Source organism: Sphingobacterium sp. UBA865 (assembly GCF_002295765.1).
In the GTDB taxonomy this organism is placed as follows: Bacteria; Bacteroidota; Bacteroidia; order Sphingobacteriales; family Sphingobacteriaceae; genus Sphingobacterium; species Sphingobacterium multivorum.
In genome coordinates, this window is record NZ_DBGB01000037.1 from 40,818 (window position 1) to 62,153 (window position 21,336).

The 21,336-nt window shown below is 38.7% G+C and carries 20 protein-coding genes; 14 read left to right on the forward strand and 6 right to left on the reverse strand.

The window, feature by feature from the left end:
• Nucleotides 1-34 precede the first annotated feature (34 nt).
• Both B2O97_RS20215 and B2O97_RS20220 read left to right on the forward strand, forming a co-directional pair.
• A complete protein-coding gene (locus tag B2O97_RS20215) occupies nt 35-814 on the forward strand; it encodes a GLPGLI family protein (protein ID WP_070568541.1) in 780 nt (259 codons plus the stop codon).
• The gene (locus B2O97_RS20220; RefSeq protein WP_139145065.1) at nt 795-3,485 is read left to right on the forward strand and encodes a carboxypeptidase-like regulatory domain-containing protein; all 2,691 of its coding nucleotides are present in this window, start codon (nt 795-797) and stop codon (nt 3,483-3,485) included. Before B2O97_RS20215 ends, B2O97_RS20220 begins: the two co-directional genes overlap by 20 nt.
• 105 nt (nt 3,486-3,590) lie before the next feature.
• Here B2O97_RS20220 and B2O97_RS20225 read toward each other — a convergent pair whose 3' ends face one another.
• Nucleotides 3,591-4,478: an alpha/beta fold hydrolase gene (locus B2O97_RS20225; RefSeq protein ID WP_070568803.1), complete on the reverse strand. Its 888-nt coding sequence runs from the start codon at nt 4,476-4,478 to the stop codon at nt 3,591-3,593.
• 123 nt (nt 4,479-4,601) lie between these two features.
• On the opposite strand from B2O97_RS20225, the gene B2O97_RS20230 reads away from it, so the two are divergent.
• The gene (locus B2O97_RS20230; protein WP_070568534.1) at nt 4,602-4,970 is read left to right on the forward strand and encodes a MerR family DNA-binding protein; all 369 of its coding nucleotides are present in this window, start codon (nt 4,602-4,604) and stop codon (nt 4,968-4,970) included.
• 552 nt (nt 4,971-5,522) lie between these two features.
• Here B2O97_RS20230 and B2O97_RS20235 read toward each other — a convergent pair.
• The 3 genes from B2O97_RS20235 to B2O97_RS20245 form a co-directional block, all read right to left on the reverse strand.
• Complete coding sequence (locus B2O97_RS20235) at nt 5,523-7,064, reverse strand: protein adenylyltransferase SelO (protein ID WP_070568529.1); 1,542 nt, start codon at nt 7,062-7,064, stop codon at nt 5,523-5,525.
• Between the two features lie 170 nt (nt 7,065-7,234).
• Nucleotides 7,235-7,636 (reverse strand): luciferase family protein, encoded by a 402-nt coding sequence (locus B2O97_RS20240; RefSeq protein ID WP_139145064.1) that lies wholly within the window; start codon nt 7,634-7,636, stop codon nt 7,235-7,237.
• A 15-nt stretch (nt 7,637-7,651) separates the two neighbouring features.
• The gene (locus B2O97_RS20245; protein WP_070568525.1) at nt 7,652-8,578 is read right to left on the reverse strand and encodes a hypothetical protein; all 927 of its coding nucleotides are present in this window, start codon (nt 8,576-8,578) and stop codon (nt 7,652-7,654) included.
• A 364-nt stretch (nt 8,579-8,942) separates the two neighbouring features.
• On the opposite strand from B2O97_RS20245, the gene B2O97_RS20250 reads away from it, so the two are divergent.
• From B2O97_RS20250 to B2O97_RS20285, 8 genes are all read left to right on the forward strand, one after another.
• Entirely contained in the window at nt 8,943-9,983 is a 1,041-nt protein-coding gene (locus tag B2O97_RS20250; RefSeq protein WP_070568522.1) for an endonuclease/exonuclease/phosphatase family protein, read from the forward strand.
• Nucleotides 9,984-10,137: 154 nt separating this feature from the next.
• A complete protein-coding gene (locus tag B2O97_RS20255) occupies nt 10,138-10,797 on the forward strand; it encodes a SanA/YdcF family protein (protein ID WP_201303515.1) in 660 nt (219 codons plus the stop codon).
• Nucleotides 10,798-10,950: 153 nt separating this feature from the next.
• Entirely contained in the window at nt 10,951-12,501 is a 1,551-nt protein-coding gene (locus B2O97_RS20260) for a serine hydrolase (protein WP_070568512.1), read from the forward strand.
• Nucleotides 12,502-12,696: 195 nt separating this feature from the next.
• A complete protein-coding gene (locus tag B2O97_RS20265; RefSeq protein WP_070568506.1) occupies nt 12,697-13,137 on the forward strand; it encodes a hypothetical protein in 441 nt (146 codons plus the stop codon).
• Between the two features lie 579 nt (nt 13,138-13,716).
• Entirely contained in the window at nt 13,717-14,046 is a 330-nt protein-coding gene (locus tag B2O97_RS20270; protein WP_286768024.1) for a hypothetical protein, read from the forward strand.
• A gap of 228 nt (nt 14,047-14,274) precedes the next feature.
• Nucleotides 14,275-15,324, forward strand: a complete 1,050-nt coding sequence (locus B2O97_RS20275; RefSeq protein ID WP_286768025.1) for a sensor histidine kinase — start codon at nt 14,275-14,277, stop codon at nt 15,322-15,324.
• Nucleotides 15,321-16,070, forward strand: coding sequence for a LytR/AlgR family response regulator transcription factor (locus B2O97_RS20280; RefSeq protein ID WP_286768026.1), 750 nt, complete (start codon nt 15,321-15,323; stop codon nt 16,068-16,070). The genes B2O97_RS20275 and B2O97_RS20280 overlap by 4 nt, the downstream gene beginning before the upstream one ends.
• Before the next feature lie 33 nt (nt 16,071-16,103).
• The gene (locus tag B2O97_RS20285; protein WP_070568498.1) at nt 16,104-16,478 is read left to right on the forward strand and encodes a hypothetical protein; all 375 of its coding nucleotides are present in this window, start codon (nt 16,104-16,106) and stop codon (nt 16,476-16,478) included.
• A gap of 125 nt (nt 16,479-16,603) precedes the next feature.
• Here B2O97_RS20285 and B2O97_RS20290 read toward each other — a convergent pair whose 3' ends face one another.
• Together B2O97_RS20290 and B2O97_RS20295 are read right to left on the reverse strand one after the other, a co-directional pair.
• Nucleotides 16,604-17,587: a type I glyceraldehyde-3-phosphate dehydrogenase gene (locus B2O97_RS20290; protein WP_286768027.1), complete on the reverse strand. Its 984-nt coding sequence runs from the start codon at nt 17,585-17,587 to the stop codon at nt 16,604-16,606.
• 246 nt (nt 17,588-17,833) lie between these two features.
• Nucleotides 17,834-18,613, reverse strand: coding sequence for an AraC family transcriptional regulator (locus B2O97_RS20295; protein WP_286768028.1), 780 nt, complete (start codon nt 18,611-18,613; stop codon nt 17,834-17,836).
• Nucleotides 18,614-18,704: 91 nt separating this feature from the next.
• Between B2O97_RS20295 and B2O97_RS20300 the strand changes: the two genes are divergently transcribed.
• The 3 genes from B2O97_RS20300 to B2O97_RS20310 are packed head-to-tail and all read left to right on the forward strand — an operon-like array spanning nt 18,705 to nt 21,334.
• Complete coding sequence (locus B2O97_RS20300; protein WP_286768029.1) at nt 18,705-18,956, forward strand: hypothetical protein; 252 nt, start codon at nt 18,705-18,707, stop codon at nt 18,954-18,956.
• Entirely contained in the window at nt 18,943-20,277 is a 1,335-nt protein-coding gene (locus B2O97_RS20305; RefSeq protein WP_286768030.1) for a TolC family protein, read from the forward strand. The genes B2O97_RS20300 and B2O97_RS20305 overlap by 14 nt, the downstream gene beginning before the upstream one ends.
• 10 nt (nt 20,278-20,287) lie before the next feature.
• Nucleotides 20,288-21,334, forward strand: coding sequence for an HlyD family secretion protein (locus B2O97_RS20310; RefSeq protein ID WP_286768031.1), 1,047 nt, complete (start codon nt 20,288-20,290; stop codon nt 21,332-21,334).
• Nucleotides 21,335-21,336 lie beyond the last annotated feature (2 nt).

The window sequence follows — 21,336 nt, forward strand, 5'->3', positions numbered from 1 at the left end:
GGGCTTTGACCCCGTCTTTCTAAACTAAATTATCATGTGTAAATATTATATATTCTTTTTATTTCTGTTCCTTTCCAGATTATCTTCTGCACAGCGGCTTCATGCCGCATATGAATACATTCCATCGGCAATGGCTACTTTTAAAGAAGCGGTCTATTATGATGGAACAGTGAAGATTGCTGTTCGTGATTCGATGCCAATTCGTAAGCAAGAGCTTAACAAAGATGCCGACGATGAAGAAGTAGCATCTTCATTTTCGATAACAATCGGTTCTGGCAAGAGGTATAACAGGGTCGTGATCCATCAAAATAAGACTGACCAACAGTTAGAAACCCGTTCCATTCAAGGTGTTAACTATTTGGTGACGGACAAATTTCCGGCGCTGGTCTGGAATACGGATTACACCGATGTGGATACATTGGGCAAACATGTATGCCATAAGGCAACGGCCTCTTATCGAGGGACTACGTTGGTAGCTTATTATACGAATGATATTCCCGTGCCTGTTGGACCATCAAAATTTGGCGGCTTGCCAGGCCTTATCGTGATGCTCTATAACGAAAGTGCTAATCCGAACTATTGGTACTTGAAGGAGGTAAATTATCCCTATACTGGCGATATTCCCGTAAATGATAAATATATTCAGTCTTTACCCAAATTGAGCCTGGAAGAGTTTGTCAAGAAAGACGACCAATTCAATGAAGAGCAAATGCGCATTATGTACAGCAAAATGCCAATGATGGAAGGCGTAAGCGTTGAGAAGCAAAAAGTTAGGGGCAGTGTAGAGCAAGTGTATGAATGGGAACATCAATAAGCGGATAGCGGTCTTACTCAGCTTTTGTCTGTTGTGTATGGCCGTATATGGACAAGTTGCTATTCATGGAAGCGTCAGTACTGAAGGAAAACCTTTAGGAGGGGTGCGTATTGATTTACGGCGTGATGGCGATAACAAAATGCTGGCTTATACGTTTAGCGACGGTCAGGGGAAATATCATGTGCAAACGGCCCAAAGTGGATCATTTACGTTGCTATTCAAGGCGCTGAGCTTTAAGTCTGTTTCCCTTTCCATCACACCAATGCAGGTCGATACGCTAATTGATGTGCAGTTATCAGCTGGGGGAGTGGAACAATTGCAGGAAGTGATTGTCCACTCCAAAGGGGCTTATCGTCGGGGCAGAGATACCATTGAGCTTGCTGTGAAATCCTTTTTGCAGGGCGACGAGCGTACGGTAGAAGATCTACTTCGAAAGATCCCAGGTATTCAGGTGGGTACCGACGGCAGTATCAAAATAGGTAATAAAGAAGTGGAAAAAGTGATGGTGGAAGGGGATGATTTTTTCGAAAAGGGCTACCGCTTGCTGACGCAAAGCATGTCTGTTCGTCCCTTGGAAAAAATTCAGATATTGCAGCGGTATTCCAATAATAAGCAGCTGAAAGGTATCGAAAATTCGGACAAGATTGCACTAAATCTGCAACTTAAGGAGGAAAGTAGGGCACAGTGGCTTGGCTCTGTTGATGCGCAGGTGGTTCCCATAGGCCCCAAATATTCTCAGGCGAGTGCTAACCTGATGAATTTTGGGAAGAAGAACAAATATTATCTCTTGGGTGCTGCTAACAATAACGGAGTGGATGCCGTAAGCAGCATCAACCACCTCATTCAGTCTGGTTCTCCAGATGAACCAGGTCAGATTGGTGTGGGGGTAACAACACCCACTTTGATAGATAATACACCAAATCTGCCTGGTTTTGATTATAAAAGAACCAATTTCAATAACGACAAGTTGTTGTCATTGAATACCATTTTAAATCCGACCCCACAGTTAAAAATCAAATGGCTGGGTTTTGCAAATCCTACTAAAAAATCATTTTACCGAAATACCGTGCAGAACTATCATTTGGAGGATATCCAATTTACCAACACCGAAGATTATCAGTTTACCAGAAACATCGATAACTACTTCACGAAATTGGAGCTGCAGTTGGAGCCCAATAAGCGTACATTGTTGAGCTATTCAGGTACACTAGGTTCTTTGAGGAAAAATGATTTGGGCGCATTATTGTTCAATGGTGTACAAAGTGAGGAACTGACCAAAAGCAAGGGGTATTTGACCAACCACAATCTGAGTTATAGCTACAAATTTTCGGAGCGGGATGTACTGGTCAGCTCACTACGTTGGCTAAACCAGCAATCGCCAGTAGATTACAGTATCGATCAATATTATTATAAAGACTTGTTTGGGGGGGAAGATATCCGTGCGGTAAAACAACATATTGAAAATAATCTACAGTATTTGGGTGCCACTACGCATTATGTAAGCCGGAAAAAAAATGGTGACTTCTTTGAGTTGGCTTTCAATATGGCCTATCAGCAGCAACAGCTTAATACCGAATTAGATTTGCTGTCAAATCCAGATGAGTTAGGGGGAAAAGCAGTCTCTCCCTCGGGATTTTCTAATGCGATGGACTTAAACGTATTCCAGACAAACTTTACTTCCAAGTACACTTTTAAACGAAATAAATGGGAATTAACACCTCGTTTGCAGGTAGGTCTCGTACAGAATAGGTTAACAGATTTTGGGAAAACCATGCCTAAAAATAACCTCTTGCTTTCGCCTGGATTATCGGGGAAATGGGTTATCCACCCAAAAGGGCGCCTGGAAACCGACCTCTATTTTCAGCAACAGAATACCTCGCTTACCGAGCTCATTCCCCATTATTATACGACAGGAGTTCGAAACTTTATTCGAGGAATGGATAAGCTAGCGACGCTAAGCAGTTCTGGTGGCACGCTGATGTATACCTATGGCAGTATGACAGATCGTTTTTTTGCGAACCTCTCGGTCGGACATCAGATTTTGTTTGATTATATGGGTACAGAAAGCAGTTTAGACCCCAATTTTAGCCTTGTGCAACAGGTATTGCTCAAAAACAAAAAGAGCAGCAATTATAAGGCGGATCTTAATTACTACCTGAAGGCTGTAGGAGGAAATTTTCGTTTGGACTTAGGTGCAAATACAGCAGATTACGAAACATTGGTGATGGGCGTGGGCAATCGTCGCATCCATACAGAGACATACGATTATGGACTATCGTTTAGAAGTGCATGGAAATCCAGGTTGAATATTTACACAGGTTACGCCCTGCAGTCGGTCACTTATCGCTCAGATAGCAAAACTACACTACATAATAGCCGCGGGTTTCTGAATGTATTTTTGAATATGGGAAAAAACATACAGTGTAATCTAAAGAATGAATCCTATCGCTTTGGCAGTTTCCTTGGCCAGGATTCTAAGACCTATTATTTCTCGGATTTCTCCTTAGCTTATGAACTGCGGCAGCATAGGACAAGATTTACCATGACAGCAAAAAATATTTTCAATACTCGCTTTTTCAGAAATGCTGAATTGACAGACCTTTATAATACCAGCACCGAATATAAGCTTTTGCCTGGTTATATCAGTTTTGGGGTAGATTATAGCTTTTAAGTTTTTATTTTGAAACTAGGACAGTACTATCCCCAAAGCTGAAAATCCTACGCGGATAGCCAACACAATCGTTGCTGGTTGATTACAAGTTGATTTCGTCTGAAATTAGATCGTCAATAAAAACTCTTTGATCAATTCGGCAGTTTCGATAGGTTTTTCGGCAAGAATAAAATGGCCACAGTTTTCAATTTTTTTAAGTGTTAGATTACAGGTGATTTCCGGTAAAGAATGATGCAATAGGTCATAACCACTCGCACCAATCGCTAGGACTGGCATTTCTAATTTATCATAGCTCCCGTAATCTTTAATATCTTGTGGAAAGGCCTGATACCATGCATTGGAACTACGAATGGCATCCTGGTTGTCATACGCTTTACTATACACCGATATATCAAATTGGCTTATGCTATCTTTATTAATCAGCAGGTTGTCGAATAACCAAGAGATGACGATTGACATGCGTCCCTCAAGCAACTTTTCTGGCAATTCTTTGACTTGGTTGAAAGCTAGCCACCACGGATATAAATAACTGCTCCCTAAAATAGGTAACATCGGAAGCTGATACATGCTTGGGTCTGGATGTGGTGTATCCAGCAGTATCAATTTGCTTGTTGCTTGTGGATAATTACAAGCAAAACTAAAAGCGACATGTGCACCGATATCATGACCTGCAATACAAACGCTGTCGAAGCCTAAATGCTTGACTAATTCGTAGATATCCTTGGCCATGTTCTTTTTATCGTAACCATTTTCCGGTTTATCCGAGCTACCCATCCCTCTAATTTCAACAACAAATACTTGGTTGTCTTCTGCTAATATTGGCATGACATGATGGTAAGCCCACCATGTTTCTGGATAACCCGGAATAAGAATTATGGGGTCTCCTTTGCCCCCTTGAACATAATGGATTGATAGGCCATTTATTACAATAAAATTGTTTGTGAAGCCGGGTACAAGTTTAATAAGTTCTTTGTCGGAATATCCTATTTTCATGATAAAAGATAATTGATAGTTACCATTGATTTTCAATAGACAAATTTAAACTGTATTTTTACAACCCACAAGTATGAAGTATACTATATACTTTTATTATTTTTTTAAACTATTGATTATCAAGTGAAATTAATTAGTCAACTAGCGAAGGAAGCGAACATGCCTATTGGAACTATACGCTTTTATGAAAAGAGCGGACTCATTTCTGGCATGACAAAAAAGGATGTAACTTCCAACAAGTACGTGTATTATGACGATGAAGTAACCGAAAAACTGAGGTTCATAAAGATGGCGAAAGCTGTAGGCTTTACCTTAGCTGAAATTAAACAGGTTATTGATGCATGGTATCAAAAAGAGCTGACTCAGGCAAGTAAAATGGAAGTGCTTGATCTTAAATTGCAACAGATAGACACTAAGATAAAGGAACTTAAGCTAATGAAAAAACAAATTGTACGATGTAAAAGCAATATCGAAAATGGTTTAAGTCGATAACCTATAAAAAACTTTGCGAAAAAGAAAATGATGAAGGAATACAGCATTGCTATTGGACTGTCAATCGTATTGTGTCTAATTGCCTTTTTTATTAGAGATCGGTTTTTGGTGTTTTTTACCACCGAAATAATAGGTGAAAGCCCTTTGCTTAATAATAGTTGGCGCCTACCCGGTCAGGTTTTGCCTGCACTGATTTTTATTTTCTCTTTTGGGATTCTTCCTTTTCTGTATCTGTCAGTCAAAAATTATTGTAAAATATCTTCGGTAAGAAATCAATTGTTTACTATACTATTGATCTGTACGTCAGGATCTATATTTTGTGGAATACGCGTGATTTATTTAAAATTTAAAGTTGCTCAGATACGTGACCTATTAAAAAGGGCCGAGTTTTCTTCGGATAGTGATATACCTAGTGTTAGTTTTCAGGATATGCACCTGGAGTCTTATCTCTTGGCAGGTTTACTTGTGTATGATTATTTTTAGAAAATCTACATATCCTAAACTTTAGCTTTTAAACCCACCCTGAATGTTTAACGAACGGGGCATTTCATACTACGAACTGCATGAAAGTGTAGAACATCCTGCGGTGTCGTCATAGCTTGAAGGACGCTTGACGGAAAATTCCGGAAATAATTCCTGGTAAGGATTTTCTAATGCTTGCGTTAGCTTCATTAACAGTGCTGTTTTTCCGGCACTAATTTCTTCAATACATTGGTAAAGAAGATAGTTCCGCAATATAAATTTGGGGTTTGTTTTTTTCATTAATTCCACGGACTCAGCTTTTGAAATAGCATTTGAATTCAGACGGGATCGATAGTTTTCCATGAAGTCTTTCAGTCTGCTGAGCTTTTCTTCATTTAAAGCGCCGTAAGCTACCGGGCTGAAATGTTCCTGTAAATCAGTTTCTGGTGTTGTTTTCTCCAGTTGATTGAAGAATAAGGTATGATCCAATGCGAGGTCCTGCATTAAGCTCTGCCAGTTATTAAAAAACACCTCATCCTCTTCTTTTAGTTCATCAAATCCGAATTTTTTGCAGAGCATTCTGTCATGAGTTTCCCAAAAATAAACGCCAAAATTATTTAGGGTGTTTTCAAGAAACTTTTCATCGTTGATGATGGGCTGGAGGGTATTTGCGAGTTTCCATAGATTCCATTGGGCAATCTGTGCCTGCTTTCCAAATGCATATCTTCTTCCCGGTAGATCCGTAGTATTCGGGGTGAAATTTAAATTATATTCATCCAGCATTGAATAGGGACCATAATCGATCGTTAGGCCTAAGATGGACATGTTGTCTGTATTCATTACCCCATGTACAAAACCTACTCTGAACCATTCTACCATTAAGTCTGCTGTGCGGATACATACATTCTCAAAAAAATCTTTGTATTTCTGCTGATCGGATGAAACAATTTCAGGGAAGTAATTTTCAATTGTAAAATCAAGCAGATCCTGTAATAACGTATGTTCACCCTGAGCAAACATCAGTTCAAAATGCCCAAAGCGAAGGAAGCTTTCGGCAGTTCTGATCACTACGGCTCCTTTTTCGTATTGTGGATTGCCGTTATACATGATATCCCGAAGAACATCTTCTCCTGTAAAGGCCAGGCTTAAGGCCCTGGTGGTAGGTATGCCTAAGTGATACATGGCTTCACTCATAAGGTATTCACGTACAGAAGACCGCAATACGGCTCTTCCGTCTGCACGCCTTGAATAGGGTGTTGCACCGGCTCCTTTCCATTGTATTTCGGTCTTCTTACCAGCAGCATTAGTAATTTCTCCCGCCAGAATGGCCCTGCCGTCGCCCAGTTGCCCGGCCCAATTACCAAATTGATGTCCGGCATAAGCTGTAGCGTAGGTCTGAATATTGTCGGGTAGGTGAGAGCCTACCAGAAAGTTAAGATCCTTTTCTTCAAATTTACCCAGCCCTATTTCCTCAGCAAGAGCTTCGTTAAAAGCAATCCGTTGAGGCTGTTCAAACCCTGCAGGTTCAATCGTAGCAAATAGCACTTTTGGCGTGCCTCGCTGTGTAGGGTTATTGGAAAAATCTCCAGGGAATTTTTTGAGGAAAGGTTGTTTGATCTGTTCAATATTCATACAGCAAAGATATTAAATCTAAAAGATAAAGACCTTCCTTTTTTATACCTAGATGGTGTCTTCATAATGAGTACATAGATAGCCAAAATAAAGAGCCGATAGCTAATTATTGCAGTGAATGAACATTTTATGAAGACAAAGCCTGTCTAAAAGAATATAGCATGCTGTTTTTATCTAGCACGATCGTAAGCCTTTTTCAAGAGATAACAGGCATAGGCAACATCTTGCTTATTGTGAAGATAAAAACTGATCCAGCCTGAATTTTTAAACACATGGTGGTCCTTAATTTTTCCCTCCATCATCAATGATTTTTTTAGCTCTTTATTTAATAAAATGTCCACTAAACCATTGCTATGGACATGTGCAAATTCCTTTCCTAAATAATTGAACGCAGTCCCACCATATTTATGTATCCCAATCGTCGTCCCGGGCATTCCTTTTACATTTTCTTCCAGGTCATCGATCCAATTTAGCAGTTCAGGCTTGGCAATGAACATCCAAAATCTCATGAGACTATCAAATAGAATGGCTAATAAGGGGATATCCTTTAAAAAGCCAACTCTTTTTACCACAAAAGAAAACATAGTTTATCGCTCGCTTAAAAGTTTAATATGCTCCATGACTCGGAAATGGACATTCCTAGTGATACTTTCTGCCCAAAGGTCATAGTACCAAGTCGGGAAAACATGGAGATTATACCAACTGTTCCCAATAAGGGTAGTGGTACCATTTCCATTGTCTTTCAATATAAATTGACCTCTTTTGATATCGATATGTCCCATGATTTCAGGGTCTTTGGGTTGATCAATGATATCAAAAATTAAGTTTTCATTGACGTCAAATTTTACAATCTTCTCATCGAAAACATACCCGTTGCTAAAAATACATTTTCGGTTTGCGCCCAGTTTATGTTCACTTACCGTTGTAGCCATGGGGCTCGGCATTCCTATACTAAAAAGCCAATAGTTTTCCTTCTGAGATATGGGATCGAAGGCGACCACGTGTTGCCATACTTGCGTTGGACTCGCATGAATTAAGATCTCATCGGAGACCATATTTTCATGATGGTGATCAGTCAGGGAGTCGACAATAAAAATTCCAAGTAAGAGGCTAACAATGCTTATATTCAATTTTTGATTACTCTTTTTAAACATTGACCTTCCAATAAAGGCACCTGCGATAACAAAGCCAAAGATAAGAGGTGAAACAATTAAGAGGCAAATAATGCCCTCACCTAGGAATATAAAGCTGAGTAAGATAGCCATAAGGCCACCCAAGATAGAACATGCGGTTATTTGTTTACCTCTCATGTCAGTATCTTTCCAACACCAAGCCATGATAATACCCATCAACAGTGGAATAATCACAAACTCAGAAAAAACAAGTACCCCTGCATCCTTGGGCAGCAATGAAGATTGCATACCAATAATTAGAAATGCAAAAATGTTGGCGATTAGAATTCCCTGAACTGTTTTAGAACTTCGTACTTTATAAAACGTTTGTTTCAAACTCATGATACTTGATTTTTATGTTCATAAACCGGTTGTGCTAAAACTTTGTGTGGCTAAGGTATTAAATAATTCGCTATTTAATAAATCGTGGAATGCTGATTAATATGATGCTATTCAATTGAAGCTGATCAAAATGTTACAAATACAAAAATGCCGTTGCGTTGGATGTATCCTACTGCTGAATTCGATACAAATCGCGAAAAAGTTGATGAAGCAAGTCAACGACAATGTGTTGGAGTTGATAATGTGGATAAAATTATTTGGTTATTACAGAAATAAGTAAGAAACTCGCTCATATGATAATGGTAGAAACCGCTCTCGGCAAGAACGTTGCGGTAACACTTTCCAGTAGAAATAGACAACTCCAATGAAATTAAGAAAGATGATATTGCTTTTAGTGATAGCCCTTTTGGGGCATACACTCTTCGCTCAGGCAAAAAATGAGGTAAAAGTACTGCAGATCAACATTTGGCAGGAGGGGACTGTTGTGCCCAATGGGTTTCCTGCGATTGCAGACGAAATTATTGCCAAGCATGCAGATGTCGTTCTCTTTAGTGAAGTCCGCAATTACAAGGGAACAGATTTTATTCAGCGTATACTAATGGAACTCAAATCTAAAGGGGCTATCTATTTTGGCCAGTCCAGTGATGCAAAACTGGATGTCGGTTTTATTTCCAAATATCCGATCGAATCACAGCATGCGCTTTATGAAAAAGATAGTACCATGGGCGGTGTTTTAAAAAGTAAGATCAAGATTGGGAAGCGTTCTTTTGTATGCTATTCTTTACATTTGGACTACACAAATTATGCATGCTACTTGCCGCGTGGTTACGATGGTTTGACCTGGGAGAAGTTAGATCGTCCTGTTTCAGATGTAGGTACCATTATTGAGGCTAATCGGAAAAGCAAACGTGATGAAGCTATCCAAGATATCCTGAGCGACGTAGAAAAAGAGGATCAATCACAATCGTTTATTATTGCAGGTGATTTTAATGAGCCTTCACATTTGGATTGGACATTGGCTACAAAAGATCTTTTCGACCATCGTGGGGCAGTGGTTCCTTGGGACTGTTCGGTTTTATTAGAAAAAGCCGGATTTATAGATAGTTTCCGTCAATTATATCCCAACCCGGTCAGTCATCCTGGTTTTACCTATCCTGCTTTTAACAAGGATGTTCCCATTGGGAAATTGGCATGGGCACCCACAGCGGATGATCGAGATCGGATCGATTATGTTTATTACCGCAGCAAAAAACCGTTGAAACCAGTAAAAGCTAACATTGTCGGTCCTGTAGAAACCGTAAAGTATGGACAGAAGCAGGAAAAAGATAGTGAATATAACTTCCTGCTGCCCGAAGGCGTGTGGCCAACCGATCATAAAGCGATGTTGGTTATGTTTAAATTCTAGAGCATTAATAGCCAAATGAAATATACCGAAAAGACTGTAAGTGGCTACGAATGATAATTTATCTGCAGCGAATTATAATTGGTTCGATTTTCAATAGGTTGTACTATTAAATTTGTGTTTAAAATGATAAGTTTATCATGAACAAATCAAGCTAATGAAAAAGATTAAAAGGTTCGTTTTAGTGGTTGTCGTTCTATGCGTAGTAGCCCTGGTTGTTGTGGTGATAACCAATAGCAATGTAACGGCTAAAACAGATTCGGTGATTTTCACTGAACTTAAGGATGTGCCAAGAACCAAGGTAGCCATCATTTTTGGCGCTGGCATCAATGGTGATCAGCCAAGTAGGTATTTGAAAGATAGACTCGATGCCGGGATTTCGTTGTACAAAAACCACAAAGTGGATAAAATATTGTTGTCAGGAGACAATGGAAGAGACGAGTACGATGAGCTTAGCGTAATGAAGTTGTACTGTCAGAAAAATGGCATCGATACCGCTAAAATTTACATTGACTATGCTGGGTTCGATAGCTACTCGACCATGTACCGGGCAAAATATATATTTAATGTTGATACGGCAATTTTGGTATCTCAAAAATATCATCTAAATAGATGTGTTTATCTGGGTGATAAATTAGGCATAAAATCATTCGGTTATAGTGCCGATCGAGGAGTTTACCCTGGATATAAATATTATGCATTTAGAGAAAAACTATCGGTAACGAAAGCGGTTTTGGATGTAATGAGAAATAGAAAACCAAAGTATTTAGGTAAGCAGGTGGATGTAAACGGAAAGTCGAATTATACGAAAGAATAATTTAGGAGATTTTACGGATTGATAGACCAGTTATTATCGTAAAATTCAGCAACCTCCTAAGAACAACCAGGAATAAAAAAATTAAAGGCAATGTCTCCAGTAGTTTGCGGGAATCATGTTGAATAAGTATTTTCGTATATATTCCAATTTGATATGAAATTCCTTTTAACCTTTATTTTTTGTTCCTGGTTTTCTTTTTCACTATTTTCTCAGGTTGGGAAAGTAGGTGGGCAGAAAGATCAATTTAAAGCAATTGATTCTGTTCTCGGCCAAGTTTTAAAAGATCATCATGTGGCGGGTTTTGCCGTTGCTGTTGTAAAAGGCGATAAAATAATTTATAATAAGGGATTTGGCTATCGTGATTTCGCGAATAAAAAACCTGTTACACCGAATACGCTTTTTGCAATCGGTTCGAGCTCCAAAGCTTTTACCGCTTCATTGTTAGGTTTGTTGAGAGCGGATGGCAAACTGACATTCGAGGACAGAGTGGTATCTTTACTGCCTGCGTTACGGTTTTACAATGATGAGATGGATAATCAAATCGTGGTTAAAGACCTAATGGCGCATAGGACAGGCTTGTCCCGCTATGATTTATCTTGGTTTCTGTTCAATAGCAAAAATAGAGATAGTCTGATTTCACGGGTCAGATTTATGAAACCCAGTTCAGGCCTGCGCATGAAATGGTTCTATAATAACTTTATGTACCTTGCTCAAGGAATGATTGTGGAGCGATTGAGTGGTAAGACATGGGAACAAAATATACAGGAAAAGTTTTTTACCCCTCTACAAATGACCCGTTCTAACACCAATCTCTTAGCCTTCCAACGGGATAGCGATGCATCTTTGCCTTATACACTTTCCAAAGATAACACGATAAAACTAATTGATTATTATAATATTAGTGGCATGGGGCCGGCAGGAAGCATAAATAGCAGTGCTAATGACATGTCTAATTGGCTCAAGGTTTGGCTCAACCGAGGTTATTTCAATGGGAAAGAAATACTCCCTGCAAATTACATAAAGGAGGCTGCGAGCTCCCAAATGGTGATGGATGCCGCTTTACCGGACAAACACAAAGATGTTTTCCTTTCCAATTATGGATTAGGCTGGATGATTGGCTCCTATAGAGGACATTATCAAGTAGAACATGGTGGAAATATTAACGGATTTTCTGCGAATGTGGCATTTTTTCCAACAGATACACTCGGAATTGTCGTATTAACCAATCAAAACGTATCTAAAGTTCCTACGGTGGTCAGAAATTCTATAGCGGATATACTTCTTGGTTTGAATCCAATCGACTGGAATGGTGAAAAAAAGGCTGAAATCGATTCGCTGCGTCATGTTAAAAAAGAAGAAGAAAAGTTGCCCATTCCAGCGACGAACCCTTCCCATTCCTTAAAACAGTACACTGGTTCTTTTGAGAATCCTGCATATGGAATTATTGAGGTAAGGCTTAAGGATAACAAGCTATACAGTGAACTCGGTTATGAGAAGGTTGTCCTTATCCACCGACATTATGATGTTTTTGACCCACGGTCTGTCGATAAAGATGGCGCAGCGGATCCTGAACCAAGTAATCTTCTCTTTAACTTCTTTAGCGATGTGGACGGTCAGATTCAAGGTATAGGAATTCTGTTGGACGGTAGTGAAAAACCGGTTATGTTTGATCGTAAACCCAGTCCTGTTACTGCATCCCAGTAACCGACCAATCGTATGGAGCAATAACATGAAAAGGAGGTGCCCCGACGGCACTCCTAAGCCAGCTGCCACAGAAAAGATTAGCTGTCAAATTGTATTTGAACATACGAAAGCAGAAGATTGGGAGAATTTAAAAATGGGGACTTTAATGAATCTTAAGTATTTGAGATTTAATCCCTGATAATTTATAGACGCATTATGAGATATTCACCTGTAAAAATAATACTAATTGAGGTCGTACTTTTGATGGGGTGTAATTTCGATAGGGAAAAACAGTATTTTCTGGAATTCAGAGAAGAAAAGACAATAGAATCCATGCCCAATGATATTTATTTCAACGATCAAAAAATAGGAACGGTGGATCGGGTATTATTAAAATCAAAGGTTCCAACTTTCAAGGTGAACTTATCTGATCCAATACCTATACATTCAACTATTGAATTAACTGAAATGGATCTGCTTGGTAATCACAGATTATTATTGAAAAAGAGTAGTGCTGAAAGAATATATCATCATAATGACACCATTACAGGTTTTTTAAAATACATTAAACAAAAAAACATAGATCCAAAACTGCGGGATAGTATTTATAAATCAATTCGCGAGGGGAAGGGGATCCTTCAATTTGATACTGAGTAGTTTCCCCCCCTTTGAATATTTAAGCTTTTATACCTATTTTTATTACTTGTATAAGGCGTTTATCTCCGTGATATCTCAGTAACCCAAGTGAAAAAATCAGATCTTATTGTAACCTAAATGACTTCTTTACCGAAGCTCTTATTGATTGGAAAATTCTTCTTATGGAGGGGAGGTCTTTATGATTATGTCCAGAACAGCATAGGCGCTCCGAATATAAAGGTAACCGAGTTAAATACTCGCAAAATCTAGCAGGATTGCTTTCGTCAAGTTATGGGTACTACGAATCAAGACAGGTACGTCTGAGCTTCAACTAATAGGTTCATTTATGGCGCGAATAAGGATCAACGTAATCGCAAAGCGACTCTCGAAAGCGAATGCGGTCGGATACAATAAGATAGAGTCCGGCTATGTCGACTTTGTGTTTATACCTTTCTATATAAGAGCGTAATTGTGATGAGCGCTCAAATGATTAAATCCTGATCCTGGCGTATAGTTTACCAAGTGAGCGGAGAGCAATACTGTTTTTGCATTTTTTTAAAATTAATAATTATAGAGTTTTGTAAGTATAAACGGCAGATCATGAAAAAAAACACGTTTTTACTAATCGCTATATTCTTTTGGATACCCATTGTTGCTCAGGTTAGCAGCAAAGGCGAACAATATTCAATAGACAAAAAGGTAGAATATTATTTAGGGAGTATAGATATTGCAGGAATAAGCATCGGTGCCTCCTTCGATAGCCTAAGTAAAATTAGGAGCTATGCAAACAGGTTTCCCAACATAAGCAACCAAGCGCTGACTTATATCAATAATGGAAATAGGGTACAATTCAAAATTCGTACTAAACTACTTTCAGGCATAAAGAACTATCGCTTTGCTGTTGTCGATGATTTAAAAAATACGTTGTAATCCGGACGCTTAGAGGACCTGACCTTTAACAAACACGGCTTATTTGGTTATATAGCAGAATTGCCAATAACGGAGATCCGAAATAAGACCATTTCTGTAACCTTATATAACGAAAAAGATCCTTCAGAACAGGGAAGCGTGATTATATATAACACAGCGATCCCAAAAACTGATATTATCTTTCTTGGAAGGGAGCTAATTGATAGATCAAATCGATCTGCGGTTGAAATGAAAACAGATGCGTCGAAAATTATCTTGGACAATGATGTTACAGGTCTGAAGGTTGCAGTTAGAAAAAATGATTACAGTTCCATTTACTCGTTATTGGTAAAAGAAAAGGAAACTGGCAACATTGTATTTAAAAGTAATTCTTGGAATTACAGTTTTTACACTGTAGATGGAATAGAGCAACCGAATATTTCAATAGGTCGGGAGAATTTCAAAAATTCTGGAGAATATGAAATCATTATTCGACCACAATTAGAGAATATGACGGAGCAAGAGATGGAATCGTCTAGTTTTAGACAAAATGTCAAAATACAAATTGATAGAACTTTCTCTATGCAAGATATGATCATGTGGTCTCTATCATTAATTATTATCTTTAGCATTATAAGCTTTCTTCTAATTTATGTACTGCGTAGAAGAAATAGAAAAAAAATCCGAGAAGAGAGTTTAAATAAAAAAATATCGGAAACTAAACTGATCTCGATTCAGGCGCAACTCAATCCTCATTTTCTTTTCAATTCGCTCGCTAGCATTCAGAGTTTTATAAATAACAATGATGTGGACAATGCAAATAGGTATTTAAGCAAATTTGCCCGTCTCACCCGAAATGTGCTGGATAGTGAATCGGTAAATACACTCACGGATGAGCGCAATCTTTTAACCGATTATCTTCAGATGGAACAGCTACGATTTGGTTTTGAATATGCGATTGATGTTAGCGATCTTGATCCTAATAACATCGAAATACCAACAATGCTCCTACAACCATTGGTTGAAAATGCCATAAAACATGGGATATCAGAATTGAAGGAACGTGGAAAGGTTAGCTTATATTTTGAGAGGAAGGAGAGTGATATGGTAATAACTATATTTGATAATGGTCGAGGGTATGATATAGCACATACACCATTCGGATTAGGAATCAGGTTAACCAATGAGCGTATACAGCTTTGGAATGAATTGCATCCAGAGACAAATATTTTCATAGATACAGAATCTAAAAGTACGGGGACATGCGTATCTTTAATTTTTAAAAACTGGTTATTATGATACGTGCTATTTTAGTGGACGATGAAATTTCAAATACCAAAAATTTAAAGGCGCTATTGGCTAAGTATTGTCCACATGTTGAAGTTGTGGCAATCGCAAATACGATTACTGAAGCAGCGAGCTTAATTAAAAATAATAGACCCAATTTGGTATTTCTTGATATAGAAATGGGGAGTCAGACAGGTTTTGACCTGCTTAAGGATTTTGAAACAATAGACTTTCAGGTCATTTTTGTTACAGCATACAACCAATATGGTATACAAGCCATAAAACATGCGGCATTAGATTATCTTCTAAAACCCATTGATATAGACGAGCTCAAATTGGCCGTTGAAAAGGCTTGCAAAAATGTAAGTACAATAGTGCAGAATCCCGGGGTAGAATTTCTGATTCAGCAGTTGACATCGAAACAGAGGGTGCCTCAGAAGATAGCTCTTGCTTTTCAAAACGAAACTCGATACTTACTCATTAGCGATATTATACGTTGCGAAGCAGACGATACATATACCGTTTTTCACTTACTAAATGAAGAGAAAATAATTTCTTCAAAACCGTTAAGAGAATACAGCGAAATACTAATTCCACACAACTTTATTCGAACACACCAAAGTCACCTTATAAACCCTTTTTATATCCAAAGTTGGCTTAAGGAAGACGGCGGGACTTTACTATTGGCAAACCGTGAGAAAATACCAGTATCTAAACCAAACCGTGAGCGCGTAAAAAACGCTTTGGCACAATTGTAAAACAACTTGGACCTGCAAAAATGGGAAACGGGTATGCATGAATTACGCTCAGTATACGACAGTTTACCCCCGAATGAAAAAGCAAGTTGTCTTATTTGGGGCAAACATTACTCGCAGGAGGGTGCAGTCGAACTGATGAAGAGTACATATGGGCTTCCGAACGCCTTTTGTTATCACGGTAGCTTCTATAACTGGGCACCGACAGGCCGGATGCCCCAAACGGTGATTGCCATTTGTTATAACGATACCGGTGACAATTTCTTCTGTCCTTTTTTCGAAAAAGTTGTTCCTGTGCGAAAATTATATAGTCCCTATGCAAGTAGCGAAGATTGGGTGCTGCAAACGATCTATCGCTGTAAAAAACCTAAGCAGGACTTTAACAAAATGAAAGATTTGTTTAAAAGTTGAATATTTGAATACTCATGCTGCTTACTTTATTTGACTGGGCTGCAAGAAGTATAAAATTGTATTAAGAAGGGGCTATCTAACCTTTAGATAACCCCTCGCACGTTAAGTTCTTCGTTGCTACCGCACTAAATCGATTGAATTTGTCTGATCATTTGGTTGGTAAATCCCCATTCATTGTCATACCAAGCCATCACTTTCACCAGGTCGCCATCGACAACTCGAGTCATTTCTAGATCTACTGTCGCTGCAAATGGACTTTTGATAATATCGGTAGATACCAAGGGCTCGTCGGTTACCGTTAGCACCTTTTTATAGCGATCAGTTTTTGACTCTTCGATCAAAATTTGGTTGATCTCTTCGATTGTGGTGGACCTTTCTGCAATAAACGTAATATCGGAGATGGATCCTACTGGAACAGGTACCCTAACAGCTATACCGTCAAACTTTCCGGCGTATTGCGGAAGTGCTTTTGTCGTCGCTATTGCAGCCCCCGTGGCCGCGGGGGCAAGGTTAATGCCTGCAGCCCGTCCCATACGCGGTTCTTTTTTTGATGGAGCGTCGACCAATGCCTGTGAAGCTGTATAACCGTGTGTGGTATTTAGTATGGCCTTTTTTATTCCCAGTCTCCTGCCTAATATTTCGATTACTGGACTTATAGTGTTGGTGGTACAACTTGCGTATGAAAAAACAGACACCCTGCCATCTTCGGTATTTACTCCATGGACCACTGTCGGCGTATCTTTAGTAGGACCAGAAATGACGACAAATTTTGCTCCAGAAGTCAAGTGTTTTTCAGCGTCCGGTTTGTTTGTGAAAATACCCGTACTCTCTATAACGATATCCGCTTGGATATCTTTCCAAGGTAACTTTTCAATCTCCCTGATACTTGTATATTTAACCACCTTTCCATCGACCACAATTGTATCTCCTTCGATACGCACATCTTTTTCATATTTCCCATAGTTACTATCGTATTTAAGCAGATATGCGGCGTTTTCAATACTCATCAGATCATTAATTCCAACGACCTCAAGATCGGCAGTTTCTGTTATTATTTTTAAGGCAGCGCGTCCGATGCGACCAAATCCATTAATTGCTATCTTTTTCATCCTATTCCTTTTAAATCTGTTTATATTATTTCTTTTGTTTTTATATATAGACTAAGTTCTTTTATTTTTCGAAAAAAAAGATTGACATGGATCAAGAATTTCGCTTAACTAAAGTTACTCCATTAGTTTTCAGGGATTAGGGGGCGAATGCAGTTGATATGGGCCTATCGGTATTGAACTATGACAGAGTTCTGACCATAATGCGCAGATCAAAGCGAGTACAGGCGGACTGTAAAGTTTTATTCCTTACTTCATTTTAAACTCCGTAGGTCTCATGTTTGTAAGCAGATAAAAGTTATTGCTAAAAGCCGCTATATTTGAATAGCCAATATCATACGCAATCTCGGTCATATTCAAATCTGTATCGTTGATTAATTCCATTGCATTAATAATCCGTAGCATTTTTAAATACTGAACAAATGTAATGTGCAGTTTGGTTTGGAATAATCTGGTCAAACTACGAACACTCATTCCCGATTGCTGAGCAATAAAAGCTAAGCTTAGATTTTCATTTAGTCGATTTCTAAAACTCTCAATTATGGTATTTAGCCTTTGATCGTCAGTTGTAGGAAGTTGTATGGAGAATTTTTTGAGATTTTCTTTTGATAATACACCTTTAAGCGTGATTAAAAATTCAAACTCCCACGAACCTTTGTAATAATTACCTTGCCACTTCTCACTAAAAGAAAGCATCTCTGCCAGCAGCTTACTCACCGGATAAATCCCCAACTCCTCATAAAAATTACCAACACTTTCCTCCGGAAAATAAATATTGATAATAGACAGGTCCTGGGTGTTGAACATCAGGTTGTGCCGATAATTTTTTGGTATCCAGATATAATGATTTGAGGGAATATAGAAATCCTTTTCGTCAGTCTGCAGGTAAGCAATCCCGCCATAAACCAATAACAACTGAGCTTTCTTGTGCTGGTGGGCAGGCAAACGTTGTTCCGTCTGCTGTCGCATCACCAGGATAGAATCAGGATTTTGATCAACAATATGTATGATTTGGCTCAGAATTTCCATATGGCCAAATTTAACAAATATTAGGCTAATTATATAAAATGATACTTCGCCATGCTGGATACTTTTGCTATGTAATAATAGTAAAGTCATTATGAAACATAAAATCATAACATCGCGCAAAGATCTTCAACTTGAAACACAAGACCAAAAGTCTGCTAATAAATTACATCATTCAGATGAAGGAATTGACAGTGCACATATTTTCTGGTTTGCTTATGGGTATAACCATGCTTTTATGGCAATGGTAGATTTAACTTTTGCTTTTGATGAATTGAAAAAGATTGTAAAACCATGTCTAGTAAAAAGAAAGAAATATATAAACAAAACCGATGAAACAATATAAAATAGTCCCGATTTTGAGCTTATTGTTAACCCTATTTGTACAATCACTCTATGCCCAAAATATAGCTAATGAGCTGGTATTAAGCTTGGAAGAAATTTGGAAAGTAGCCGAAACAAATAACCGTCAACTGAAACTATCCGATCTACATCTTCAGCAGAGCAATTTGGAAATATTGGAAGCGAAAGATCGTTTGTTGCCTGAGCTTTTTGTTGGCGGAGATGCAAAACTCAATTCCAAATTCCTGATTTATGACAATGGATTATTCTCTTCTCCACAGGATGTGCCGGTAAAAGGTTATGGTTACAGCGTGGGTTACAACCTGAACGTCAATCTTTACAATGGTGGTAAGGACAAAAGAAACATCGCCATGAAAAAGGAAGAAGCGATACGTACACAATATGAAGTCGATCTGCAAAAACACAACATAAAATACAATGTTGCAGCTGTTTACTTTGATCTGTATAAGTTTCTGCATTTTCAGGATTTTCTTGCGGCAGAAATTGAAGCCGAAAAAAAACAATTGACACTGGTAGCAAGCTTGCATAAAAATGGCACCGTGCTAAAGAGCGATGTATTAAGAACCTCCGTGAAATTAGCGCAACTGGAACTCAGCCTTTCTGATATCGCGAAGAAGATTGAAATCGCTAAACAACGGCTCAATATCCTGATGGGGAAAGAAAATGATGCTGAGCTTGCAATAAAATACCAAGATACAATCGAGTTAAAGGTTATCACTCAAGGTGGTTATGAGGATTATCTAGACATCGCATTTAACAAATCGCCGGAATACAAGATAGCCTATAGCGCTGTCAAATTGAGTGAAATGAACATCAAGCAGGTAAAAGCGACGCTGTTACCCAAAATCTCCTTGTATTCAACTTACAATTACACCTATCCGCAGATTTCATTTTATCCATATTCGAATGATCTATGGGGATTTGGTCAGACCGGGATCAAAGTCCAGTTTCCTATTGATAATCTATACAAAAGCAAGCATTCCGTCGCTCATGCTCAAGCGATCAGTAATGAGGCAAGAGAAAAAGCAAATATTAAAAAAGAGGAGATCTACCTTGAGGTAAAAGAGGCTTATTTACAGCAAAAACAGGCCTTGGAAAGCATGGAAACAGCGGAGCAAAATATCATTAAAACCGCCGAAACTGCTCGTGTTATCAGAAGTAGCTACTTAAACCAGGAATCCCTTCTGACCGATCTTCTGGAAGCCGAAAATGCTTTGTTGGAAGCTAAATTTAATCTGACAACAGCACAAACAAACGTTAAACTTAAGCATATCAGGCTATTGGCAATTATCGGAATTCTTTAATACAAATATCATGAACAAAAATAAAACAGATAAAATTGTTGTAGACCTAACCAAATGGCTCGGTATCACATTATTCGTGGGAATTATTATTTGGGCAGCTGTTTATTTCTTCGAAGGATATCGCTATGAACAGACCAACGACGCTCAGATTGATGCCTATCTTTCCCCGATAAACGTAAAAGTAGGGGGTTATATCCGTAAAATATATTATAAGGACAATCAGCAGGTAAAAAAAGGCGATACCCTTGTAGTGATCGAACAGGACGAGTACGGGTTAAAGAGAGATGCTGCGTCAGCAGAACTCATGAGCGCGCAGGCCAAATTACCGGTCTTGGCAGCAAGCGAGGAAACGCAGGTTAAAAGCATTGCCGTCATTAAGGCCCAATTGGAAGGTGCTAAAGCACGATTGAACCAGCAGCAAAAAGAATTTGACCGCTATAAAAATCTACTGGCGGACGAATCGACCACACAACAAAAATTCGACAACATCAGTGCTACTTTATCCATCACCCAATCAGATTATGACCAGACAAAAGCTTCTTTGCAGGTCGCTGAATCCAAATTAAATGATTTCAGGGTACAGCACAATGCCATAGAGGCAGAAATAAAGATCAAAGAAGCACTTCTCAAAAGGCAAGAGTTGGATATTCGATATGCCGTTATCACAGCACCTTTTGATGGACAAATCGGGAAAAAGACCATTCAGGCGGGACAACTGATACAGCCCGGACAGACATTGGCATTCTTAGTGAACAGAGCCGAGGAAAAGTGGGTAATGGCAAATTTTAAGGAAACACAGATTGGGAAATTCAAAATCGGTCAAGCGGTATCTATTGAAGTCGATGCTTTTCCGAATGAAAAATTCAAAGGTACTATCGAGTCCCTTTCGCCAACCACAGGATCCCGGTATTCGCTGCTTCCGCCAGATAATGCTACCGGTAATTTTGTTAAAATCATCCAACGTATTCCTGTTCGGATTAAACTGATCGATATACCCGAAAAATTAACTAAGCTATCTGCCGGAATGAACGCAAATGTTTACATTTTAAAAAATTAACG